Annotated in this window: 13 protein-coding genes; 7 read left to right on the forward strand and 6 right to left on the reverse strand. The window is 68.0% G+C overall.

Annotated elements, in window-relative coordinates; genetic code table 11:
• Window positions 1–47 precede the first annotated feature (47 nt).
• Complete coding sequence (locus tag EOJ32_RS11220) at window positions 48–1,028, reverse strand: SIMPL domain-containing protein (protein WP_127898614.1); 981 nt, start codon at window positions 1,026–1,028, stop codon at window positions 48–50.
• Between the two features lie 201 nt (window positions 1,029–1,229).
• On the opposite strand from EOJ32_RS11220, the gene EOJ32_RS11225 reads away from it, so the two are divergent.
• Window positions 1,230–4,160 carry a hypothetical protein gene (locus tag EOJ32_RS11225; RefSeq protein ID WP_127898615.1) on the forward strand — a complete coding sequence of 977 codons (2,931 nt, stop codon included), beginning with the start codon at window positions 1,230–1,232 and terminating at the stop codon, window positions 4,158–4,160.
• 6 nt (window positions 4,161–4,166) lie between these two features.
• Here EOJ32_RS11225 and EOJ32_RS11230 read toward each other — a convergent pair whose 3' ends face one another.
• Entirely contained in the window at window positions 4,167–5,174 is a 1,008-nt protein-coding gene (locus EOJ32_RS11230; protein WP_045981204.1) for a TraB/GumN family protein, read from the reverse strand.
• A 184-nt stretch (window positions 5,175–5,358) separates the two neighbouring features.
• Between EOJ32_RS11230 and EOJ32_RS11235 the strand changes: the two genes are divergently transcribed.
• Window positions 5,359–5,646: a co-chaperone GroES gene (locus EOJ32_RS11235; RefSeq protein ID WP_045981205.1), complete on the forward strand. Its 288-nt coding sequence runs from the start codon at window positions 5,359–5,361 to the stop codon at window positions 5,644–5,646.
• Window positions 5,647–5,691: 45 nt separating this feature from the next.
• Window positions 5,692–7,338, forward strand: coding sequence for a chaperonin GroEL (groL, locus tag EOJ32_RS11240; protein ID WP_045981206.1), 1,647 nt, complete (start codon window positions 5,692–5,694; stop codon window positions 7,336–7,338).
• Between the two features lie 81 nt (window positions 7,339–7,419).
• Here groL and EOJ32_RS11245 read toward each other — a convergent pair whose 3' ends face one another.
• From EOJ32_RS11245 to EOJ32_RS11260, 4 genes are read right to left on the reverse strand one after another with little or no spacing between them, the layout of a single operon-like run.
• Window positions 7,420–8,943, reverse strand: a complete 1,524-nt coding sequence (locus tag EOJ32_RS11245) for a Ppx/GppA family phosphatase (RefSeq protein ID WP_127898616.1) — start codon at window positions 8,941–8,943, stop codon at window positions 7,420–7,422.
• 54 nt (window positions 8,944–8,997) lie between these two features.
• A complete protein-coding gene (locus EOJ32_RS11250) occupies window positions 8,998–11,163 on the reverse strand; it encodes an RNA degradosome polyphosphate kinase (protein WP_127898617.1) in 2,166 nt (721 codons plus the stop codon).
• Between the two features lie 28 nt (window positions 11,164–11,191).
• A complete protein-coding gene (locus EOJ32_RS11255) occupies window positions 11,192–11,896 on the reverse strand; it encodes a chromosomal replication initiator DnaA (RefSeq protein ID WP_331497796.1) in 705 nt (234 codons plus the stop codon).
• A 4-nt stretch (window positions 11,897–11,900) separates the two neighbouring features.
• Complete coding sequence (locus EOJ32_RS11260) at window positions 11,901–13,112, reverse strand: AI-2E family transporter (RefSeq protein WP_127898618.1); 1,212 nt, start codon at window positions 13,110–13,112, stop codon at window positions 11,901–11,903.
• Between the two features lie 129 nt (window positions 13,113–13,241).
• Here EOJ32_RS11260 and proS point away from each other — a divergent pair, with 129 nt between their 5' ends.
• The 4 genes from proS (at window position 13,242) to EOJ32_RS11280 (ending at window position 17,953) form a co-directional block, all read left to right on the forward strand.
• Entirely contained in the window at window positions 13,242–14,603 is a 1,362-nt protein-coding gene (gene proS / locus EOJ32_RS11265; RefSeq protein WP_127898619.1) for a proline--tRNA ligase, read from the forward strand.
• A gap of 444 nt (window positions 14,604–15,047) precedes the next feature.
• Complete coding sequence (locus EOJ32_RS11270; RefSeq protein WP_127898620.1) at window positions 15,048–16,232, forward strand: ABC transporter substrate-binding protein; 1,185 nt, start codon at window positions 15,048–15,050, stop codon at window positions 16,230–16,232.
• 114 nt (window positions 16,233–16,346) lie between these two features.
• Window positions 16,347–17,129: an ABC transporter ATP-binding protein gene (locus tag EOJ32_RS11275; RefSeq protein ID WP_045981209.1), complete on the forward strand. Its 783-nt coding sequence runs from the start codon at window positions 16,347–16,349 to the stop codon at window positions 17,127–17,129.
• Complete coding sequence (locus EOJ32_RS11280; RefSeq protein WP_084693643.1) at window positions 17,126–17,953, forward strand: ABC transporter ATP-binding protein; 828 nt, start codon at window positions 17,126–17,128, stop codon at window positions 17,951–17,953. The genes EOJ32_RS11275 and EOJ32_RS11280 overlap by 4 nt, the downstream gene beginning before the upstream one ends.
• The last annotated feature ends 3 nt before the right edge of the window (window positions 17,954–17,956 follow it).

The following is a 17,956-nucleotide window of genomic DNA, read 5'->3' on the forward strand; positions in this document are numbered from 1 at the left end:
AACGGGCCGGGGGGCGACCCCCGGCCCGTCCCTGCATTGTCGTCCGGTCAGTTCGCCGGGGTCTCGGGCAGCGGCTCGACGATGCCGGGCACGATCGGTTCGTCCGGCGCGGGTGCGCCGTCGCCGGGCATCGGCGGATGCACGGGGCTGCCGTCAGGCCCGCCCGCCGGACCACCGGCGGGGCCGCCATGTTTGGGGCCACCATGCTCAGGCCCACCATGCTCGGGGCCGCCATGACCGCGGTCGCCGTGATGCATGCCCATACCGTGCGGCGGCATCGGCGCACAGGCACCCTCTCCGGCCAGCGCGTATTCGATCTCGACCTGGGCGGCCATCTCGACCTCTCCGGCCTGGACGGGCACGGCATCGGCCATCGCGGCCTCCATGCGCATCATCGGGCGCGGGCCGCCCGTACCGGTCTGAATGTCGCGCAACGTCAGCACCGGGCCCAGGTCGACGCCCGCCGCCTCTGCCAGCAGCTCGGCCTTGCGGCGTGCGTCGGTCACGGCATCGCGGCGGGCCTGATCCTGCGCCTCGGCGCCATCCTCGCGGCTGAAGGTGATGCCGTTGATCTCATTGGCACCTGCGGTGACGATGGCGTCCAGAACCTCGCCCAGACGGGCCAGGTCGGACACGCGCACCGCAACGGTGTTCGTCGCCTGATAGCCGGTGACGGTCGGGGCCTGGTTTTCGCCATACTGCATCAGCGGGTTCAGGTTCAGCCCCGAGGTCTGGATCTGCGCCTCGTCGATCCCGGCACCGGTCAGCGCCTCGATCACGGCGCTCTGCTGGGTGTTGTTCTGCTCCATCGCGGCGGCGGCGCTGTCGGCCTGCGTGGTCACGCCCAGCTGGACGGTCGCCATGTCGGGGGCGATGCGGGACTGCCCCTCGCCGGTGACGGTCAGGCGCGACGGACCGGCCGGACCGCAGGCCATGGGCGCGGCAAGGGCGGGGGCGGCCATCAGGGCGGTCATGGCCACGGACAGGGCCAGCCGTCTTGCAGGGGGGGCACGGAAGATCGGTCGCATCAGGGGATCCTTTCTGATCGCGTGTTCGCTCAGGCGTTGATGCCCTGCCCGATGCCCGCTTCCTAGCCCTTTCACGCGCAAAACCGATCACAGATATGGCAGTTCTTCTTTCAACGTTCCACAATTTGCGGTAGTGGTGATTGGTGAACAATGACGTCGCGGGCACGACCACGCGACGCACCCCGAGCAGTGAAGACAGCCATGAACCAGCACGCCGCGCCACCCGAATTCGCCATGAGCTTTACCCAGGAGGCGGTCCGGCTGGAATGCCGCAACGGCCCGGATTGGCGGCCCCTGGGCCATGCCCGCTTCGCCGGCGGCGACATGGCCGCCGTGCTGAACGGGTTGCGCGAGCAGGCGGGCGGCCAGGCCGGGGAACTGGACACGGTCCTGGTTATCCCCGACGATCAGATCCTGTACACAGTGCTGACGGTCCCCTTCGGCTCGGACACCGCTGCAACCATTGCGCGCGCGCTAGAAGCGTCGACCCCCTATCGCGCCGAGGATCTGGCCTTCGACTGGTGTCCCGCCACGAACGGCGACATCGAGACGTTGCGCGTGGCCGCCGTCGCCCGCCGCACCCTGCACGAGGCCGAGGATTTCGCCCGCGCCCAGGGCTTTCGCCCATCCGGATTTCAGGCGCGGCCGGGCGACGACCGGTTCCAGGGCAATCCCGATTTCGGCCCCTCGCGGCTGGTGCAGGAACAGTACAACCGACGGCCCTTCAGCGAGCCGGTCCTCAGCCAGGCGCGCGTGACCGCCCCGCAGATCGAGATCGAACAGCCCGTCGTCGCGGCGGTGCCAGTCATCTCGCGCATCATCCCGCATGTGGTCGTGGTCCCGGCGGCGGTCGCGGTCCAGCCCGCCACCGACACCGTCGCGCCCCCGACGGTTGAGACGCCTGCCGCGGTGATCCGTCACGGCAGCGGGCCGCTGACCGCAAAGCGCCTGTCGCCGCGCGCCGAGGCCGTGCACAGCCGCGCCGCCGCCGCACGGGCGGAACGCGACGCGGCCGCACCCGCCGAGGACGTCGCACCGACGCTGTCCGACCGCCTGCGCGCCCTGGACCCGGCGCGTCTGCCCGTCCTGGTGGGCGGGCTGGCCCTGCTGCTGGTCGTGGCGCTGCTGTTCCTTGGCCGCCCCGCGCCGCAGGAGGAGCTGGCCCAAGCCCCCGTTCCGCAAGCCCCCGTTCCGCAGGCACCTGTCCAGCAGGCCCCCGTCGCGGCACAGCCGCAGCAGACGGCACCCGCCCCGCAAGCGGCCATCCCGGTCGCGCCCGCGCCCACGACGCCGGTCGACCCCGCCCCTGTGGCACAGGAACCGCAGACAACGCAGACGACGCCCGAACAGCCCGACGCCCTGGATCAGGCCCTGGCCGAGGCGCTGGCCCAGGCCCGTACGCCTGCCCCCGCATCGACACCGGTCGCCGTGCCGCCCGCGGCATCGATGATCGCCGATCTGACGGCCGCCCCAGCTGCCACCGCGACCGCCGAAGTTGCGCCCGCCGCGGAGCCGACGCCCGCCGAACCCGCACCCACAGCGACCACGGCGACCGCCGCGGCACCCGCGACGCCGGCACCCGCTGCAACCGCACCGACCCCGTCCGCTGCGCAAACTGCCGCCGCGCAGGCCGAACAGTTGGCGCGGTCGGCCCGTCCGCCCCGGGCGACCCCGGCCGCGGCCTCCGTACCTGCCACACCCGACCGCCAGCCGACGGTTCCCGCCAATCCGCTGCCGTATGGCGTGCAGAACCAGCCGGCGGCACCGGTAGCAGCCGCGCGGCCGCCATCGCGCCCCGCCGCGGCACCCGTCGCGCAGTCCGCTCCGGCTTCGGCGCCAGCCAATCGCCCCGCAGCGGCGGCGGCTCCCGCGCAGGCCGCCCCGGCGCAGGCCTCCGCCACCCCGGCGGCACGTCCGCCCAGCCCGGCCCAAGCGCGTCCCGTCCCGACCCAGCCCGCGGCCGAGGCTGCGGCTGCCCCGGCACAACCGTCAGCACGCCCGCCCTCGCGCCCCGACCGGCTGTCCCTGCTGGACGAAGGCAGCGCGCCCGAGCAGACCGCGGCGCTGACGCAGGCGGAACGCGACCTGATCATCGCTCAGCTGCGCGATCTGCGGACCGCGCAGGCAGGCAACGCGCCGCTGAGCCAGGCCGAGCGCGGATTGGTGTTCCAACTGGCCGACGCCCGGCCCACGCGCCGGCCGGTCTCTGTGCGCGCACCGTCGCAACAGGCGGTGCAGGACGCCGTGGCACAGGCCGTCGATGCCGCCCGCCCCGCCCCGCGGGCCAGTGCGGCGGCCAGTCTTGCGGCACCCCGTCCCGCGGCCATCGATCCCGGCCCCACCGCCGCACCGTCGGACGCCATCCTGCGGTCGGCCCGCCCGAACAGCCGGCCCGGCACGCGCACCGTGGCCAGCCCCGCGGTGTCGGAACAGGCCGTGGAGGATGCCATCGCATCGGCCATCGGCAACAGCCCTGCCGCGCCCGGCGCGGTGGCGCTGACCGCGCTGACATCGTCGGCCATTCCGCCGCGCCGTGCCGGTGGCGCCGCCGTCAACGCGATGGTGGCCACGGCCGCCCCGGTCGCCGCGGCTCTGTCGCCGTCGTCGCCCGACCTGCGCGCCGCAGCCGAGGCGCAGTCGGCCGAGGCCGCGATCGCCGAACAGCGCCGGCAGGATGCCGAATTGCAGGCCCAGGCCGAGGCGCGCGCCCGGTCACAAGCCGCAGCCGACGCCCGGGCCGAGGCTCAGGCCCGCGCCCAGGCCGAAGCCCGCGCCCGCGCCCAGGCCCAGGCCGAGGCGCAGGCCGCAGCGTCGCGCAACCAGCAGTACCGCCCGCCCGAGGTCGACAGCGAGCCCGAGGTCATGGCCGCCGTCCCGCAGAACGCCATCGGCAATGCCGCCGCCAGCGCCACTGTCAAGGACGGGATCCAGCTGAGCAGCACCCAAATCATCGGCACGATCGGCGCGGGCCGGGCAAGCCGGGCATTGGTCCGCCTGTCCAACGGTCGCGTGCTGACGCTGCGCATCGGCGACCGCATCAACGGCGGCACCATCAGCGAGATCGGCGACAGCCGCATCACCTATCAGAAACAGGGCCGTGCCCACGCGCTTGGCGTCCTGAACGGCCAATAGATCCGGTCACCCGTCCAGACGGGTGATCGTGAAGCCCTCGTCCTGCAGCAGCGACAGGACCCCCGCCTCTCCGGGCAGGTGCAGCGCACCGAAGGCTGCGACGATTCCCTCATCCCCGGCCTCGGCGGCACCCTCCAGCAGCGGTGCGATCCAGGCGCGGTTGCGATCGTCCATCAGCCGGGTCTGGGCCAGGTCCATCTGGCGATCGACCTCTTCCCTGGACAATCCGGAATTGGCATAGGCGTCGAAACGCCCGAATTCCCAGATCTTCCAGACATCCCCGTCGAAATAGGCATCCGTCAGCGTCACTGCGTAATCGTCGGCATAGCTGGCCGCCGGCAGGCTTGCGCGGATCATGTCCAGCTCCTGTTCGGGCGTCAGGCCCTCGAACAGGCCGAAGATGGTGTCCCACGGCTCCAGCGAGCGGACGGGCGTGCCCGCGTCCTGCGCCTCGGCCACCAGCAGGTGGTCCAGGCCGCCGGACTCTCCTCCCTGCTCGGCCATGGTGCGGACCATGCAGGGAGAGACGCCCAGCATCAGCGCGACATACCAGGGCCGCATCCGGGCGGTGATGACACCCGGCGTGCCGCGATCCGACATGGCCTGCGACAGCGCATCCCATTCGTCGGGCGACAGGCGTTCCGGCAGGGTGGGCCCGTCGGGATCGACCATCAGGGTCGGATCCTCGGTCAGCGCCTTGGTCAGGCGGGCCTCCTCGGCGGGGGCGGCCTCGACATAGAGCGCATGGGCCTGATCTATCAGCGGGCGGACACGCTCGATCATCGGTTGATGGCGCGCGTCGCCGAAGTGATAGGTGCCCACCAGCGTGATGCGCTGATCGTCGCGCACGGCCTGGTACAGCAGGCCCTGGCGAAAGGGGACGTCGCGGCTGGCGGCCTCGATCGCCGCGGCGCGTTCGGCGGGCATGGTGTCGAACAGGTTCTGGCCGGTGCAGGCGGCCATCGCGCCATGTCCCGACAGGGCGAACAGGGCGGCGGCAATCGTCAGTCGCATGGGTATCCTTGCTGGTCCGTCAATGGCCGCCAGACTGTCATGTTTGCCCCCCTGCCGCCAGACACCAGACCGCGATGACCCGTTGACAGGCTTGGGCGATTTGCCTATCTAGCCGTCATTGGCACTCGCACCCGGTGAGTGCCAACAAAGCAACACTGCAACCTGAATCAAGGAGTGTTCGACAATGGCATTTAAACCGCTGCATGACCGCGTGCTGGTCCGTCGCGTCCAATCGGAAGAGAAGACCAAGGGCGGCCTGATCATCCCCGACAACGCCAAGGAAAAGCCCGCCGAGGGCGAGATCATTTCCGTGGGCGAAGGCGCGCGCAAGGATTCGGGCGAACTGATCGCACCGTCGGTTTCGGCTGGCGACCGCGTCCTGTTCGGCAAATGGTCAGGCACCGAAGTCACGGTCGACGGCGAAGAGCTGCTGATCATGAAGGAAAGCGACATCCTGGGCGTGCTGAGCTGATCGGCCCCAAGACGCTTCCCTCCCCCAACATTCAGGAGATTTTCCATGGCTGCTAAAGAAGTCAAGTTCGGTACCGACGCGCGCGACCGCATGCTGCGCGGCGTCAACATCCTGGCCGATGCCGTCAAGGTGACCCTGGGCCCGAAAGGCCGCAACGTGGTCATCGACAAGTCCTTCGGTGCGCCCCGCATCACCAAGGACGGCGTGTCGGTCGCCAAGGAGATCGAACTGTCCGACAAGTTCGAGAACATGGGCGCCCAGATGGTCCGCGAAGTCGCTTCGCGCACCAACGACGAGGCCGGTGACGGCACCACCACCGCGACGGTCCTGGCTCAGGCCATCGTCAAGGAAGGCATGAAGGCGGTCGCCGCCGGCATGAACCCGATGGACCTGAAGCGCGGCATCGACCTGGCCACCTCGAAGGTCGTCGAGGCCATCAAGGCCGCCTCGCGCCCGGTGAACGACAGCGACGAAGTCGCCCAGGTCGGCACCATCTCGGCCAACGGCGAAGCCTCGATCGGTCGTCAGATCGCCGACGCGATGCAGAAGGTCGGCAACGAGGGTGTCATCACCGTCGAAGAGAACAAGGGGATGGAGACCGAGGTCGAAGTCGTCGAAGGCATGCAGTTCGACCGCGGCTACCTGTCGCCCTACTTCGTGACCAACCCCGACAAGATGGTCGCCGATCTGGAAGACGCTTACATCCTGCTGCACGAGAAGAAGCTGTCGTCGCTGCAGCCGATGGTGCCGCTGCTGGAAGCCGTCATCCAGTCGGGCAAGCCGCTGGTCATCATCTCGGAAGACGTCGAGGGCGAGGCTCTGGCCACGCTGGTCGTCAACAAGCTGCGCGGCGGCCTGAAGATCGCTGCCGTCAAGGCACCGGGCTTTGGTGATCGTCGCAAGGCGATGCTGCAGGATCTGGCGATCCTGACCGGCGGTCAGGTCATCAGCGAAGACCTGGGCATGAAGCTGGAGAATGTCGGCATCGACATGCTGGGCCGCGCCAAAAAGATCACGATCAACAAGGACACCACCACCATCGTCGATGGCGCCGGTGACAAGGCCGAGATCGAGGCACGCGTCAGCCAGATCCGTCAGCAGATCGAGGAAACCACCTCGGACTACGACAAGGAGAAGCTGCAGGAGCGCGTGGCCAAGCTGGCCGGCGGTGTTGCCGTGATCCGCGTCGGCGGCATGTCCGAAATCGAGGTCAAAGAGCGCAAGGACCGCGTCGATGACGCGCTGAACGCGACCCGTGCAGCTGTCCAGGAAGGCGTTGTCGTCGGCGGCGGCGTGGCTCTGGTGCAGGGCGGCAAGGTTCTGGAAGGCCTGACCGGCGCAAACAGCGACCAGGACGCAGGCATCGCCATCGTCCGCCGCGCGCTGGAGGCCCCGATGCGCCAGATCGCCGAAAACGCAGGCGTCGACGGCGCCGTCGTGGCCGGCAAGGTCCGCGAGTCGTCCGACAAGTCGTTTGGCTTCAACGCCCAGACCGAGGAATATGGCGACATGTTCAAGTTCGGCGTGATCGACCCCGCAAAGGTCGTCCGCACCGCGCTGGAAGACGCCTCGTCGGTGGCCGGCCTGCTGATCACGACCGAAGCCATGATCGCCGAGAAGCCCGAGCCCAAGGGCCAGGGTGGTGCCGGCGGCGGCATGCCTGACATGGGCGGCATGGGCGGGATGATGTAATCATCCCCCTGCCCCTTGGCAGAACAGGAAAGGGCGCCCCGCGGGGCGCCCTTTTCGCATCCGACAGGGCCGATGGCCCATCTACTTGACGATGCCGACGACGCCGATCGACTTACACAGCGACAGAAAGCGCGACTGCGCGACCTCGCCCATCAGGTGACGGCCAGTGGATGTCAGGCGCAGCTCCAGCGTGCCGGCCGGGGTCAGGCGCAGGCTGGCCGCATCGGACGGATCGTCGATCGCGAACATCGCGCCAAAGCGCATCGCCTTGCCCAGGATCTCGGCCGCGCGGATCTCGTCGTCATCCAGCAGCGCGAACAGCGGTGCCATCTGCGATTCCGCACGGTTGTTCTTGTAGCGGTGCAGCAGCGCCAGCCCCAGGAAGATCCGCTCGGGGTGGCTCAGCGCCGCCATGTTCGCGCGCGTGACGTTGTCGAAGCAGGCCTCGGCCCGGTAATCGGGGTGGGCGCGCCATGCGGTGTCGTGCAGCAGGCAGGCCGCCCGCATCAGGCGGTCACGTTCGGGCGTCAGGTTCGGGAACAGCGGCAGCAGGAACTGGTAAAGCTTCTTGCCGAAACCCGGCAGGCGGGCCATCTGCTTTTCGGTGAAGCGCGCCGCCTCGATCAGGGGATCGCGCTTGCGAAGCGTCGTCGACATGTGCTCATAGAGCAGCCCTTCGCGGATGCCATAGCTGGACACCGCCAGCTCCTTGGGACCGAACACCTCGATCATCTGCGACAGGACCTGCGAGGCCAGCGGCACCAGTTCGATCCGCGAGGCGGAGATGCCGACCTTGGCGCGCAACGTGCCCAGGTCGTGCTTGCCGATCCAGGCGACGGTGTCGGCGACCGCGTCGGGGGTCATGCGGTATTCGTGCAGGACGGTCATGGGATAGCCCACGCGCTCCATGTCCAGCCGCGCGATGGCGCGCCACGACCCGCCGACAAGATAGATCCGGTCGTGATCGGTGCCCAGCTTCTCGGCCAGCCCCTGCAGGATCGTGGTGATATGCGCGCGCAGCTGATCGGGGGCGACCTGCTGCAGGCGGAACGGGCCAAGCTGCGACGTCACGCGCCGCCCGACCTTGCCGTCTGCGACCTCCGCCAGCTCCATAGAGTTGCCGCCGATGTCGCAAACCAGCCCCTTGGCGTCAGGCCAGCCCAGCAGGACGCCCTGCGCAGACAGCCGGGCCTCCTCCTCTCCGTCGATCACGTGCAGCTTCAGGCCGGTCTCCTTCTCGACGCGGCGCTGGAAGGCGGGGCCGTCCTCGGCCTCGCGCACGGCGGCGGTCGCGACGCAGGTCAGCGGCGCGATGTCCATGCTGCGGGCCAGCGCCGCAAAGCGGGCCAATGCGGAAAAGCCGCGCTTGATCCCCTCGGGGTTCAGGCGACCGGTGCGGGCCATGTCCTGGCCCAGACCCGCCATGACCTTTTCGTTGTAGAAATAGGCGGGCGAACGAGCCGCCCCGTCGAACACCACCAGCCGGATCGAGTTCGATCCGACATCCACCACGCCGATCCGCTTGAGGGCCCGCTTGGGCAGCTTGCGGAACTTGCCGCCGAATGGCTCGATCGTCTGGCCGCTTGTCGTGCGTACGCCGTTCATCTTGCAGCCCCTTGTCCTTGGTCGCCCGTTAAGTGGCCCGGCGGGGCCAAACCGTCAATCCGCCGAATGGGTCAGGGCCGGCACGTCACGCGCGCCCGCCGTTCCCCGTCCCGACAGGGACGGGTTTTCCATGAAGAAGCGATGACAGTTGAACAGATCGTCACGCCCCTCGGGCAGGTAACGCAGGAAACGGCCATCCGGCTGCAACAACCAGCTTTGCGCCTCGTCGGCCATGTTGGCTGCCATGACCTGGTTGACGATCTGAGCCTTTACCGTGTCGTTCACGCATTCGACCAGCGTCTCGACCCGACGGTTCAGGTTGCGGTCCATCCAGTCGGCCGAACTGATGAAGACCCGCGCCTTGGGCGACGGCATGCCATGGCCGGACCCGAAACACACGATCCGGCTGTGTTCCAGATAACGCCCGACGATCGACTTCACACGAATATTCTCTGACAACCCCTTGATCCCGGGCCTGATTCCGCAGATGCCGCGAACGATCAGGCTGATGCGGACGCCTGCGGCGCTGGCGGCATACAGCGCCTCGATCACGTCCTTCTCGATCAGCGAGTTCATCTTGGCCCAGATCGCGCCGGGGCGGCCCTGGCGTGCATATTCGGCCTCGCGGCCGATCAGGTCGATCAGCCGCGATTTCAGGTCGATCGGAGAGATCGACAGGTTCTCCAGCCCTGCGGGCTGCACATAGCCGGACAGATAGTTGAAGACCTTGGTCGCGTCCCGGCCCAGGGCCGGGTTGCAGGTGAACAGCGACAGGTCGGTATAGATGCGCGCCGTGATCGGGTGATAGTTGCCGGTCCCGTAGTGGGTATAGGTCACCAGGCCCTCGCCCTCACGCCGTACGATGGTGCTGATCTTGGCGTGGGTCTTGTAGTTCACGAAGCCATAGACGACATGCGCGCCCGACCGTTCCAGCCGGCGCGACTGGCGGATGTTGGCGGCCTCATCGAAGCGGGCCTTGAGTTCGACCAGCGCGGTCACCGACTTGCCGGCCTCGGCCGCCTCGCACAGCGCATCGACGATGGGGCTGTCGCGGCTGGTGCGGTACAGCGTCTGCTTGATCGCCAGCACGTCCGGGTCGCGCGCCGCCTGTGCCAGATAGCGCACGACCATGTCGAAGGTCTCGTAGGGATGATGCAGCAGCATGTCCTTCTGGCGGATCGCCGCGAACATGTCGCCGTCATGGTCCTGGATCCGCTCGGGGACACGGGGGGTGAAGGCGGGCCACATCAGGTCGCGGCGGCTGTCCAGCACCAGTTCGCGCAGATCGGCCATGCCCAGCAGGCCCTCGACCTCGATCACCTCGTCGGGGCTGACCTCCAGCTCCTCCATGATCAGGCGGCGCAGGCGGTCGGGGGCGCCGGCGGTGATCTTCAGACGGATGACGCTGCCGCGACGGCGCCGCTTCAGCGCGGTTTCGAACTCGCGGACCAGGTCCTCGGCCTCCTCCTCGACCTCCAGGTCGCTGTCGCGTAGCACGCGGAAGCTGCAATGGCCCGTATCGCGATAGCCGGGAAACAGGCTGGACAGATGCATCAGCAGCAGATCCTCCAGCCGCAGGAAACGCTGCCCGCCCGGCAGGGGCACGAACCGCGGCAGCTGCGCGGGGATCGGCAGCAGGGCCTGCATCTTGCGGCCATCGGTCTCTCGCGCCAGCTCCAGCGCCAGCGAAAAGCCCGCGTTCGGGATGAACGGGAACGGGTGGGCGGGGTCGATGGCCAAGGGCGACAGGACCGGAAAGACCAGGTTCTGGAAATGGCCGTTCAGGAACTCTTCCTCGGCGCGGGTCAGGCGCTGGCGGGACAGGATGACGATGCCCGCCTGCTCCATCTCCTTGCGCAGCGTGTTCCAGACGCCCTGCTGCGCACCCATCAGGCGGCGCGCGTCGGCGTTGATCAGGGCCAGCTGTTCCGCCGGTGTCAGGCCGTCATCCGAGGGCGTGGTGCTGCCCTCGCGTACCAGTTCGCGCAGGCCGGCCACGCGGACGGTGTAGAACTCGTCCAGGTTCGTGGCGCTGATCGACACGAAGCGCAGGCGCTCCAGCAGCGGCACGCGCGGATTGCGCGCCTCGTCCAGCACGCGCCAGTTGAACGACAGCCAGGACAGCTCGCGATTGAAGAACCGCGCGGCGCCTTCGGGAACGCCCTCTTGCAGGGTCTTGGGTTCGGGGAACGGCGTGCGAAGAAAATCGGCTTGGGTCATGATCGTCCGGCGGCTGGCGTGGACGCGATCATGCGTCACCCTCGGACAGCTTGTCCAGCAGGTCGGCCGCGATCCGGCGGGTCACCGGGCCCTTCTGCGCCATGGCGGCATGGTCCATCGCCGCGACCAGCCGACGCGCCAGGCCCAGGTCGCGATCCATGTGCAGCACCAGCCAGTCGATCAGCCCCGCAGGCACGGCCAGCTGGCGATCCGCGAACAGCTTGACCAGTACCGCGGCCATCAGCGCCTCGTCCGGCGACCCAAGCCGCACCTGCGGCATCGCGTCCATGCGCGACCGCAGATCGGGCAGCACCAGTCCCCAGTCCCGCGGCGGCGTCCGTGCGGTCAGCAGCAGCAGGCAGTCGCGGGGTCCGCACAGGTTCCACAGATGGAACAGCGCCTGTTCAGCCCCCGCGGCAAAGCCCGCGTGGTCGGCATCCTCGACCACCACGGCGCCGCCGTCGGCGGCCAGCAGATCGGCGGCATCGGGGCGCAGGGCCGAGGCGCTGATGCGGCGCGCGCCGTTCTCGGCCGCCCAGAAGGCCGCCAGATGGGTCTTGCCCGACCCCTCGGGCCCGATCAGCAGCATCCGGCCCGCCGGCCAGTCCTGGGGGCGGTCCAGCGCCTTGAGCGCGGCATGGTTGGCAGGCGCGGGCAGGAAATCCGCCCGCGCATGGGCGGGTGGCGTGGTCAGGTCCAGCGTCAGCTGGCGCGAGGGCGGAAACAGGCTCAACCCGTCAGCCTTGCAGGTCGCGGCGCGCCAGGTTTTCCTGCATGGCCTCGATCTGCTGCTGGCTGCGAGCGCGGTCGGCATCCATCCGCGCGGTGCGCATCCGTGCGGCCACGGTGCCTGCGGGCACCATCTCGACCAGGATCGGCTGCGATGGTTCCGCCGGCAATGCCTGCCCGGTGAACAGCGAGCTTTCGCGATAGCGCGCGATCAGGAACCGCGCCAGCACCCCCAGCGCCGCCGCCATCGGCACCGCCATGACCAGACCGACAGAGCCGAACAGCGCGCCGAAGACCGACAGCGCCAGAAGCAGCCAGACCGGATGCAGGCCGACATGGCCGCCGACGATCTTGGGTTGCAGATAGTTGCCCTCGACGATCTGGCCCAGGGCAAAGATCGCGACGACCGCACCGATCCACAGCGGATCGCCCCAGAAGCTGAACAACGCCACGCCGATGGCCGTCGCGCCCCCGATCAGCACCCCGACATACGGGATGAAGGACAGGACCGCCGCCATGATCCCGATGAAGAAGCCGAAGGGCAGGCCCACCAGCATCAGCGCCAGCGCGTACCACGTCCCCAGGATGGCGATCACGACCCCCTGCCCGCGCAGGAACCCGGACAGCGCGTCGTCGATCTCGGCGGCAAGCTGGCGGATGGTCGCCGCATGTTCGCGCGGCAGCAGGTCGTCGATGGCCGCGACCAGGTGATCCCAGTCCAGCAGCAGATAGAACGCGACCACCGGCACGATGACCAGCAGCGCCACGGTCCCCAGGACGCCGGTGACCGATCCCAGGACGGTCGATGCCAGCCGTGCGGCCTGATCGCCCATCGTCGCCTGCAGGTCGGTCAGCGTCTGCTGCAGCCCGTCGCCCTGCGGGATCAGGTTGGGAAAGCGCGTGTCCAGGAAACCCCGCGCCTGGCTGATCATTTCCGGCGCGGTCTCGATCAGGGCGGTGGCCTGGCGCACCAGGATCGGCATGACCAGCAGAACGATGGCGACGAAGGCCAGCACGACCGCAAAGGTGATCACCACCACGGACATGGTGCGCGACAGGCCCGCGCGCTCCAGACGGTCGGCAAGCGGGTCCAGAAGATAGGCGATGCCCGCCCCCAGGATGAACGGCAGGACGGCCTGCCCCAGCAGCCACAGCGTCACCAGCAACGTCAGCGCCGCGATGCCCCACCACATGACCTGCTTGCGTACGGGGATGCGCATGGTTCGACCCTTGTCCAGAAACCTGCGGCGAATGTGCCGCCCCGTGCGTCTGGTTGCAAGCGCGATGCTTGGCAAGGCCGGACCGATCCGGTAACGCTGCGGACCGAACCGCTTTGAAGGACCCGTGCCATGCGTCTGTCGCGCTATTTCCTGCCCGTGCTGAAGGAAGACCCCAAAGAGGCGCAGATCGTCAGCCATCGGCTGATGCTGCGCGCGGGCATGATCAAGCAGCAGACGGCGGGCATCTATTCCTGGCTGCCGTTGGGCTTCAAGGTGCTGCGGCGCATCGAGCAGATCGTGCACGAGGAGCAGGCTCGCGCCGGTCACATCCCGATGCTGATGCCCACGCTGCAGCCCGCCGACCTGTGGCGCGAAAGCGGCCGCTATGACGACTATGGCGAGGAGATGCTGCGCATCAAGGACCGCAACAAGCGCGACCTGCTGTACGGCCCCACGAACGAGGAGATGATCACCGACATCTTCCGCAGCCATGTCGGCAGCTACAAGGATCTGCCGCTGACGCTGTACCACATCCAGTGGAAGTTCCGCGACGAGATCCGTCCGCGCTTCGGCGTGATGCGTGGCCGCGAGTTCCTGATGAAGGACGGCTACAATTTCGACCTGACCAAGGAAGACGCGCTGCACGCCTACAACCGCCACCTGGTCAGCTATCTGCGCAGCTATGAGCGGATGGGCCTGCAGGCCATCCCGATGCGCGCCGATGGCGGCCCGATCGGCGGCGACTACACCCACGAATTCCTGGTCCTGGCCGAGACCGGGGAATCCGAGGTGTTCTATGACAGCCAGATCACCGACCTGACCTTTGGCGACCGGGACATCGATTATGACAGCGTCGAGGAATGCCAGGCCGTGCTGGAGGAGTTCACCAGCCGCTATGCCCGCACCGACGAGACGCATGACGAGGCCGTCTATGCCCAGGTCCCCGAGGAACGCCGCCGCACCGCGCGCGGCATCGAGGTCGGGCAGATCTTCTATTTTGGGACGAAGTATTCCGAACCGATGGGCGCGATGGTCCGTAACTCGGACGGTGCGCAGGTTCCCGTGCACATGGGCAGCCACGGCATCGGCGTGTCGCGCCTTCTGGGCGCGATCATCGAGGCGAACCACGACGACAAGGGCATCATCTGGCCCGAGGGCGTGACCCCCTTCCACGTCGGCATCGTGAACCTCAAGCAGGGCGACAATTCCACCGACGCCGCCTGCGACGCGATCTATGCCGAACTGCAGGCCCGCGGCCTGGACCCGCTGTACGACGACCGGGACGAACGCGCCGGGGCAAAGTTCGCCTCGATGGACCTGATCGGCCTTCCCTGGCGCATCACGGTCGGTCCGCGCGGCCTGACCAGCAACAAGGTCGAGCTGACCAGCCGCCGCACCGGCCAGACCGAGGAAGTCTCTCCGCAGGAGGCCATCGCCCGGATTGCGCAGATCTATCAGCCCGTGTTGGGCGTGACGGTCGCGGACAAGTAGGCCGCGACGGACGGTCGCCGCCGCGCTTCATCGCAAGCGCCGTGGCGACCGACCACCCGTGCATTGCCGCTCCGCGTTGGTCCGCCATCGGGGGCATTGTTGAAAGGATGACCAGTGCGGATGTCAGGTTCGAACATGGCATTTTCAGGGACGTAACCGCTGCACAAGTTAGGCGGATGCTCTGCGACAGCGGCGATGACGTCCGACGTCCCTACACCCTGTGAAACGCCGTTGGCACCATTCGGAACGGGATGACCACGACGACGGCCGACCGCCCCAAAGCCGTGTTGAAGCGAGGGGCGATCAGGCGGTCCAAAGTTGCCCCTGCGTCACACGTCAACCTGTCCAAAGACCATGCAAATACGCGCGACAACGCACTTTCTTTTTGAATGTTGCGCTTCTAACCTGACGCGCAGGACAATGTTCCAACTGGGAGACTTCCACATGAAAAAGCTTCTTCTCGCGACCGCCGCCGGGGCGCTGATGGCCGGTGCCGCGGGCGCCGAAGAAATCAAGCTGGGCATCTCGCTCGGCTTCACCGGTCCGCTGGAATCGATGGCACCCGCAATGCAGCAGGGCGCCGAGATGGCCATGAAGGAGGTCAGCGATTCCGGCCTCCTGCTGGACGGGTCGACCGTTGTGGCGGTCACGGGCGACAGCACCTGCATCGACGCCGCCGCGGCGACCGCGACGGTGGAGCGTCTGATCGCATCCGAAGGCATCAAGGGTCTGATCGGCGGCATGTGCTCGGGCGAGACCATCGCCTCGCTGGAGAACGTCGCCAAGGCGAACGGCATCGTGATGATCTCTCCGTCGGCCACCTCGCCCGCGCTGACTGACATCGAGGATGACGGCCTGTTCTTCCGCACCGCCCCGTCGGATGCCCGCCAGGGCGAGGTGATGGCCCAGATCATCGCCGACCGCGGCATCGAAACCGTCGCCGTGACCTACACGAACAACGACTATGGCAAGGGCCTGGCGGACAGCTTTGCCGCGGCCTTCACCGCCAATGGCGGCACCGTGACCGTCAACAGCGCGCATGACGACGGCAAGGCCGACTATTCGGCCGAGATCGCGGCCCTGTCGGCCGCGGGCGGCGATGCGCTGGTCGTGGTGGGCTATGTCGACCAGGGCGGCTCGGGCATCGTACGCGGTGCGCTGGACAGCGGCGCCTTCGAGACATTCGTGTTCCCGGACGGCATGGTCGGCCAGGCGCTGGAGGACAACTTCGGGTCGGAGATCGAGGGCAGCTTCGGTCAGAACCCCGCAGCCGAGGGCGAAGGCCGCGAGGCCTATCTGGCGATGGCCGAGACCGCGGGCTTTGACGGCTCGGGCGCCTTTTCGGCCGAGGCCTATGACGCGGCGGCGCTGATGCTGCTGGCGATGGCCAAGGCCAAGTCGTCGGACCCGGCGGTCTACAAGGAGCACATCATGGACGTGGCCAACGGCCCCGGCGAGGAGATTCTGCCCGGCGAATTGGCCAAGGCGCTGGAGATCATCAACGGCGGCGGCGACGTCGATTATGTCGGCGGCACCTCGGTCGAGCTGGTGGGTCCGGGCGAATCCGCCGGCACCTTCCGCGAGATCCAGTTCACCGACGGCAAGCTGGAAGTGGTCGGCTATCGCTGATCGCAGACCGGAACAGGCGGCCCGGCACCATCTTGGTGCCGGGCCGTTTTGCAAAGATAACAGCCGCTTGACGGCACATCTTCACCAGGAATGTGAAGACAGGGAAGGTGACGCATGATCCGTGTCGAGGATCTTCACAGACATTTCGGCGGCTTTCGCGCCGTGGACGGCGCCAGCCTGACGATCGAGACCGGCTCGATCACCGGGCTGATCGGGCCGAACGGCGCGGGCAAGTCGACGCTGTTCAACGTGATCGCGGGTGTGCTGCCCCCGACCTCGGGTCGCGTCTTCATGGACGGCGAGGACATCAGCGGCCTGCCGCCGCACGAGCTGTTTCACAAGGGCCTGCTGCGCACCTTCCAGCTGGCGCATGAGTTCAGCTCGATGACCGTGCGCGAGAACCTGATGATGGTCCCCGGCGCGCAATCCGGAGAGACGATCTGGAAGACCTGGTTCCAGCGCGGCCGGATCGAGCGCGAGGAGGCCGAACTGAAGCGCAAGGCGGATGAGGTTCTGGACTTCCTGACCATCCGCCACCTGACCCATGAGAAGGCCGGCAACCTGTCCGGCGGCCAGAAGAAGCTGCTGGAGCTGGGCCGCACAATGATGGTCGACGCCAAGATCGTCTTCCTGGACGAGGTCGGCGCGGGCGTGAACCGCACCCTGCTGATGACCATCGCCGACGCGATCATCCGTCTGAACAAGGAACGCGGCTATACCTTCTGCGTGATCGAGCATGACATGGATTTCATCGGCAAGCTGTGCGACCCGGTGATCGTGATGGCCGAGGGCAAGGTTCTTGCCAAGGGCAGCGCCCAAGACATCATGAAGAACGAGGCGGTGATCGAGGCCTATCTGGGCACCGGCCTGAAGAACAAGGACATGGTGGGCGCATGAGCGACGCAGGCTTTGGCAATCGCGGCAACCGCGACGCCTCGGTGGTGAACATCAAGGGGATGGGCCAGATCGACGGCACACGGCGGTCCGGACCGGTGGGCGCCGGTCGCGCGGGCGATCCCTTCCTGATCGGCGAGGCGATGACCGGCGGGTACGGCAAAGGCGCCGACATCCTGCACGACTGCACCATCGCGGTCGAACAGGGCCAGATCGCGGTGATCGTCGGCCCCAACGGCGCGGGCAAATCCACGGCCATGAAGGCCATATTCGGCATGTTGAACCTGCGCCAGGGATCGGTGCGGTTGAACGGTCAGGACATCACCGCGCTGAACCCCCAGGACCGGGTCAAGGCGGGCATGGGGTTCGTCCCGCAGGTCAACAACATCTTCCCGTCCATGACGGTCGAGGAGAACCTGGAGATGGGCGCCTATATCCGCCGCGACGATATCCGCGCGACGATGGAGCAGGTCTATGACCTGTTCCCCGCCGTCGCCGCCAAGCGCCGCCAAGCCGCGGGAGAGCTGTCGGGCGGGCAACGCCAGCAGGTCGCCGTCGGTCGCGCGCTGATGACCCGACCCAAGGTGCTGATGCTGGACGAACCCACCGCGGGCGTCAGCCCCATTGTCATGGACGAGCTGTTCGACCGCATCATCGCCATCGCGCGGGGCGGGCTGCCCGTGCTGATGGTCGAACAGAACGCACGCCAGGCGATGATGATCGCCGACAAGGCCTATGTGCTGGTGCAGGGCGCGAACGCCCATACCGGCACCGGGGCCGACCTGATGCAGAACGACGAGGTGCGTCGCACCTTCCTGGGGGGCTGAGCC

Source organism: Paracoccus sp. Arc7-R13 (genome assembly GCF_004010775.1).
GTDB classification, from domain to species: domain Bacteria; phylum Pseudomonadota; class Alphaproteobacteria; order Rhodobacterales; family Rhodobacteraceae; genus Paracoccus; species Paracoccus marcusii.

Coding starts and splice junctions, on each gene's coding strand:
- EOJ32_RS11225 (WP_127898615.1), top strand. CDS start 1,230: ATGAACCAGCACGCCGCGCCACCCGAATTCGCCATGAGCTTTACCCAG.
- EOJ32_RS11230 (WP_045981204.1), bottom strand. CDS start 5,174: ATGCGACTGACGATTGCCGCCGCCCTGTTCGCCCTGTCGGGACATGGC.
- EOJ32_RS11235 (WP_045981205.1), top strand. CDS start 5,359: ATGGCATTTAAACCGCTGCATGACCGCGTGCTGGTCCGTCGCGTCCAA.
- EOJ32_RS11275 (WP_045981209.1), top strand. CDS start 16,347: ATGATCCGTGTCGAGGATCTTCACAGACATTTCGGCGGCTTTCGCGCC.
- EOJ32_RS11245 (WP_127898616.1), bottom strand. CDS start 8,943: ATGAACGGCGTACGCACGACAAGCGGCCAGACGATCGAGCCATTCGGC.
- EOJ32_RS11270 (WP_127898620.1), top strand. CDS start 15,048: ATGAAAAAGCTTCTTCTCGCGACCGCCGCCGGGGCGCTGATGGCCGGT.
- groL (WP_045981206.1), top strand. CDS start 5,692: ATGGCTGCTAAAGAAGTCAAGTTCGGTACCGACGCGCGCGACCGCATG.
- EOJ32_RS11280 (WP_084693643.1), top strand. CDS start 17,126: ATGAGCGACGCAGGCTTTGGCAATCGCGGCAACCGCGACGCCTCGGTG.
- EOJ32_RS11220 (WP_127898614.1), bottom strand. CDS start 1,028: ATGCGACCGATCTTCCGTGCCCCCCCTGCAAGACGGCTGGCCCTGTCC.
- proS (WP_127898619.1), top strand. CDS start 13,242: ATGCGTCTGTCGCGCTATTTCCTGCCCGTGCTGAAGGAAGACCCCAAA.
- EOJ32_RS11260 (WP_127898618.1), bottom strand. CDS start 13,112: ATGCGCATCCCCGTACGCAAGCAGGTCATGTGGTGGGGCATCGCGGCG.
- EOJ32_RS11250 (WP_127898617.1), bottom strand. CDS start 11,163: ATGACCCAAGCCGATTTTCTTCGCACGCCGTTCCCCGAACCCAAGACC.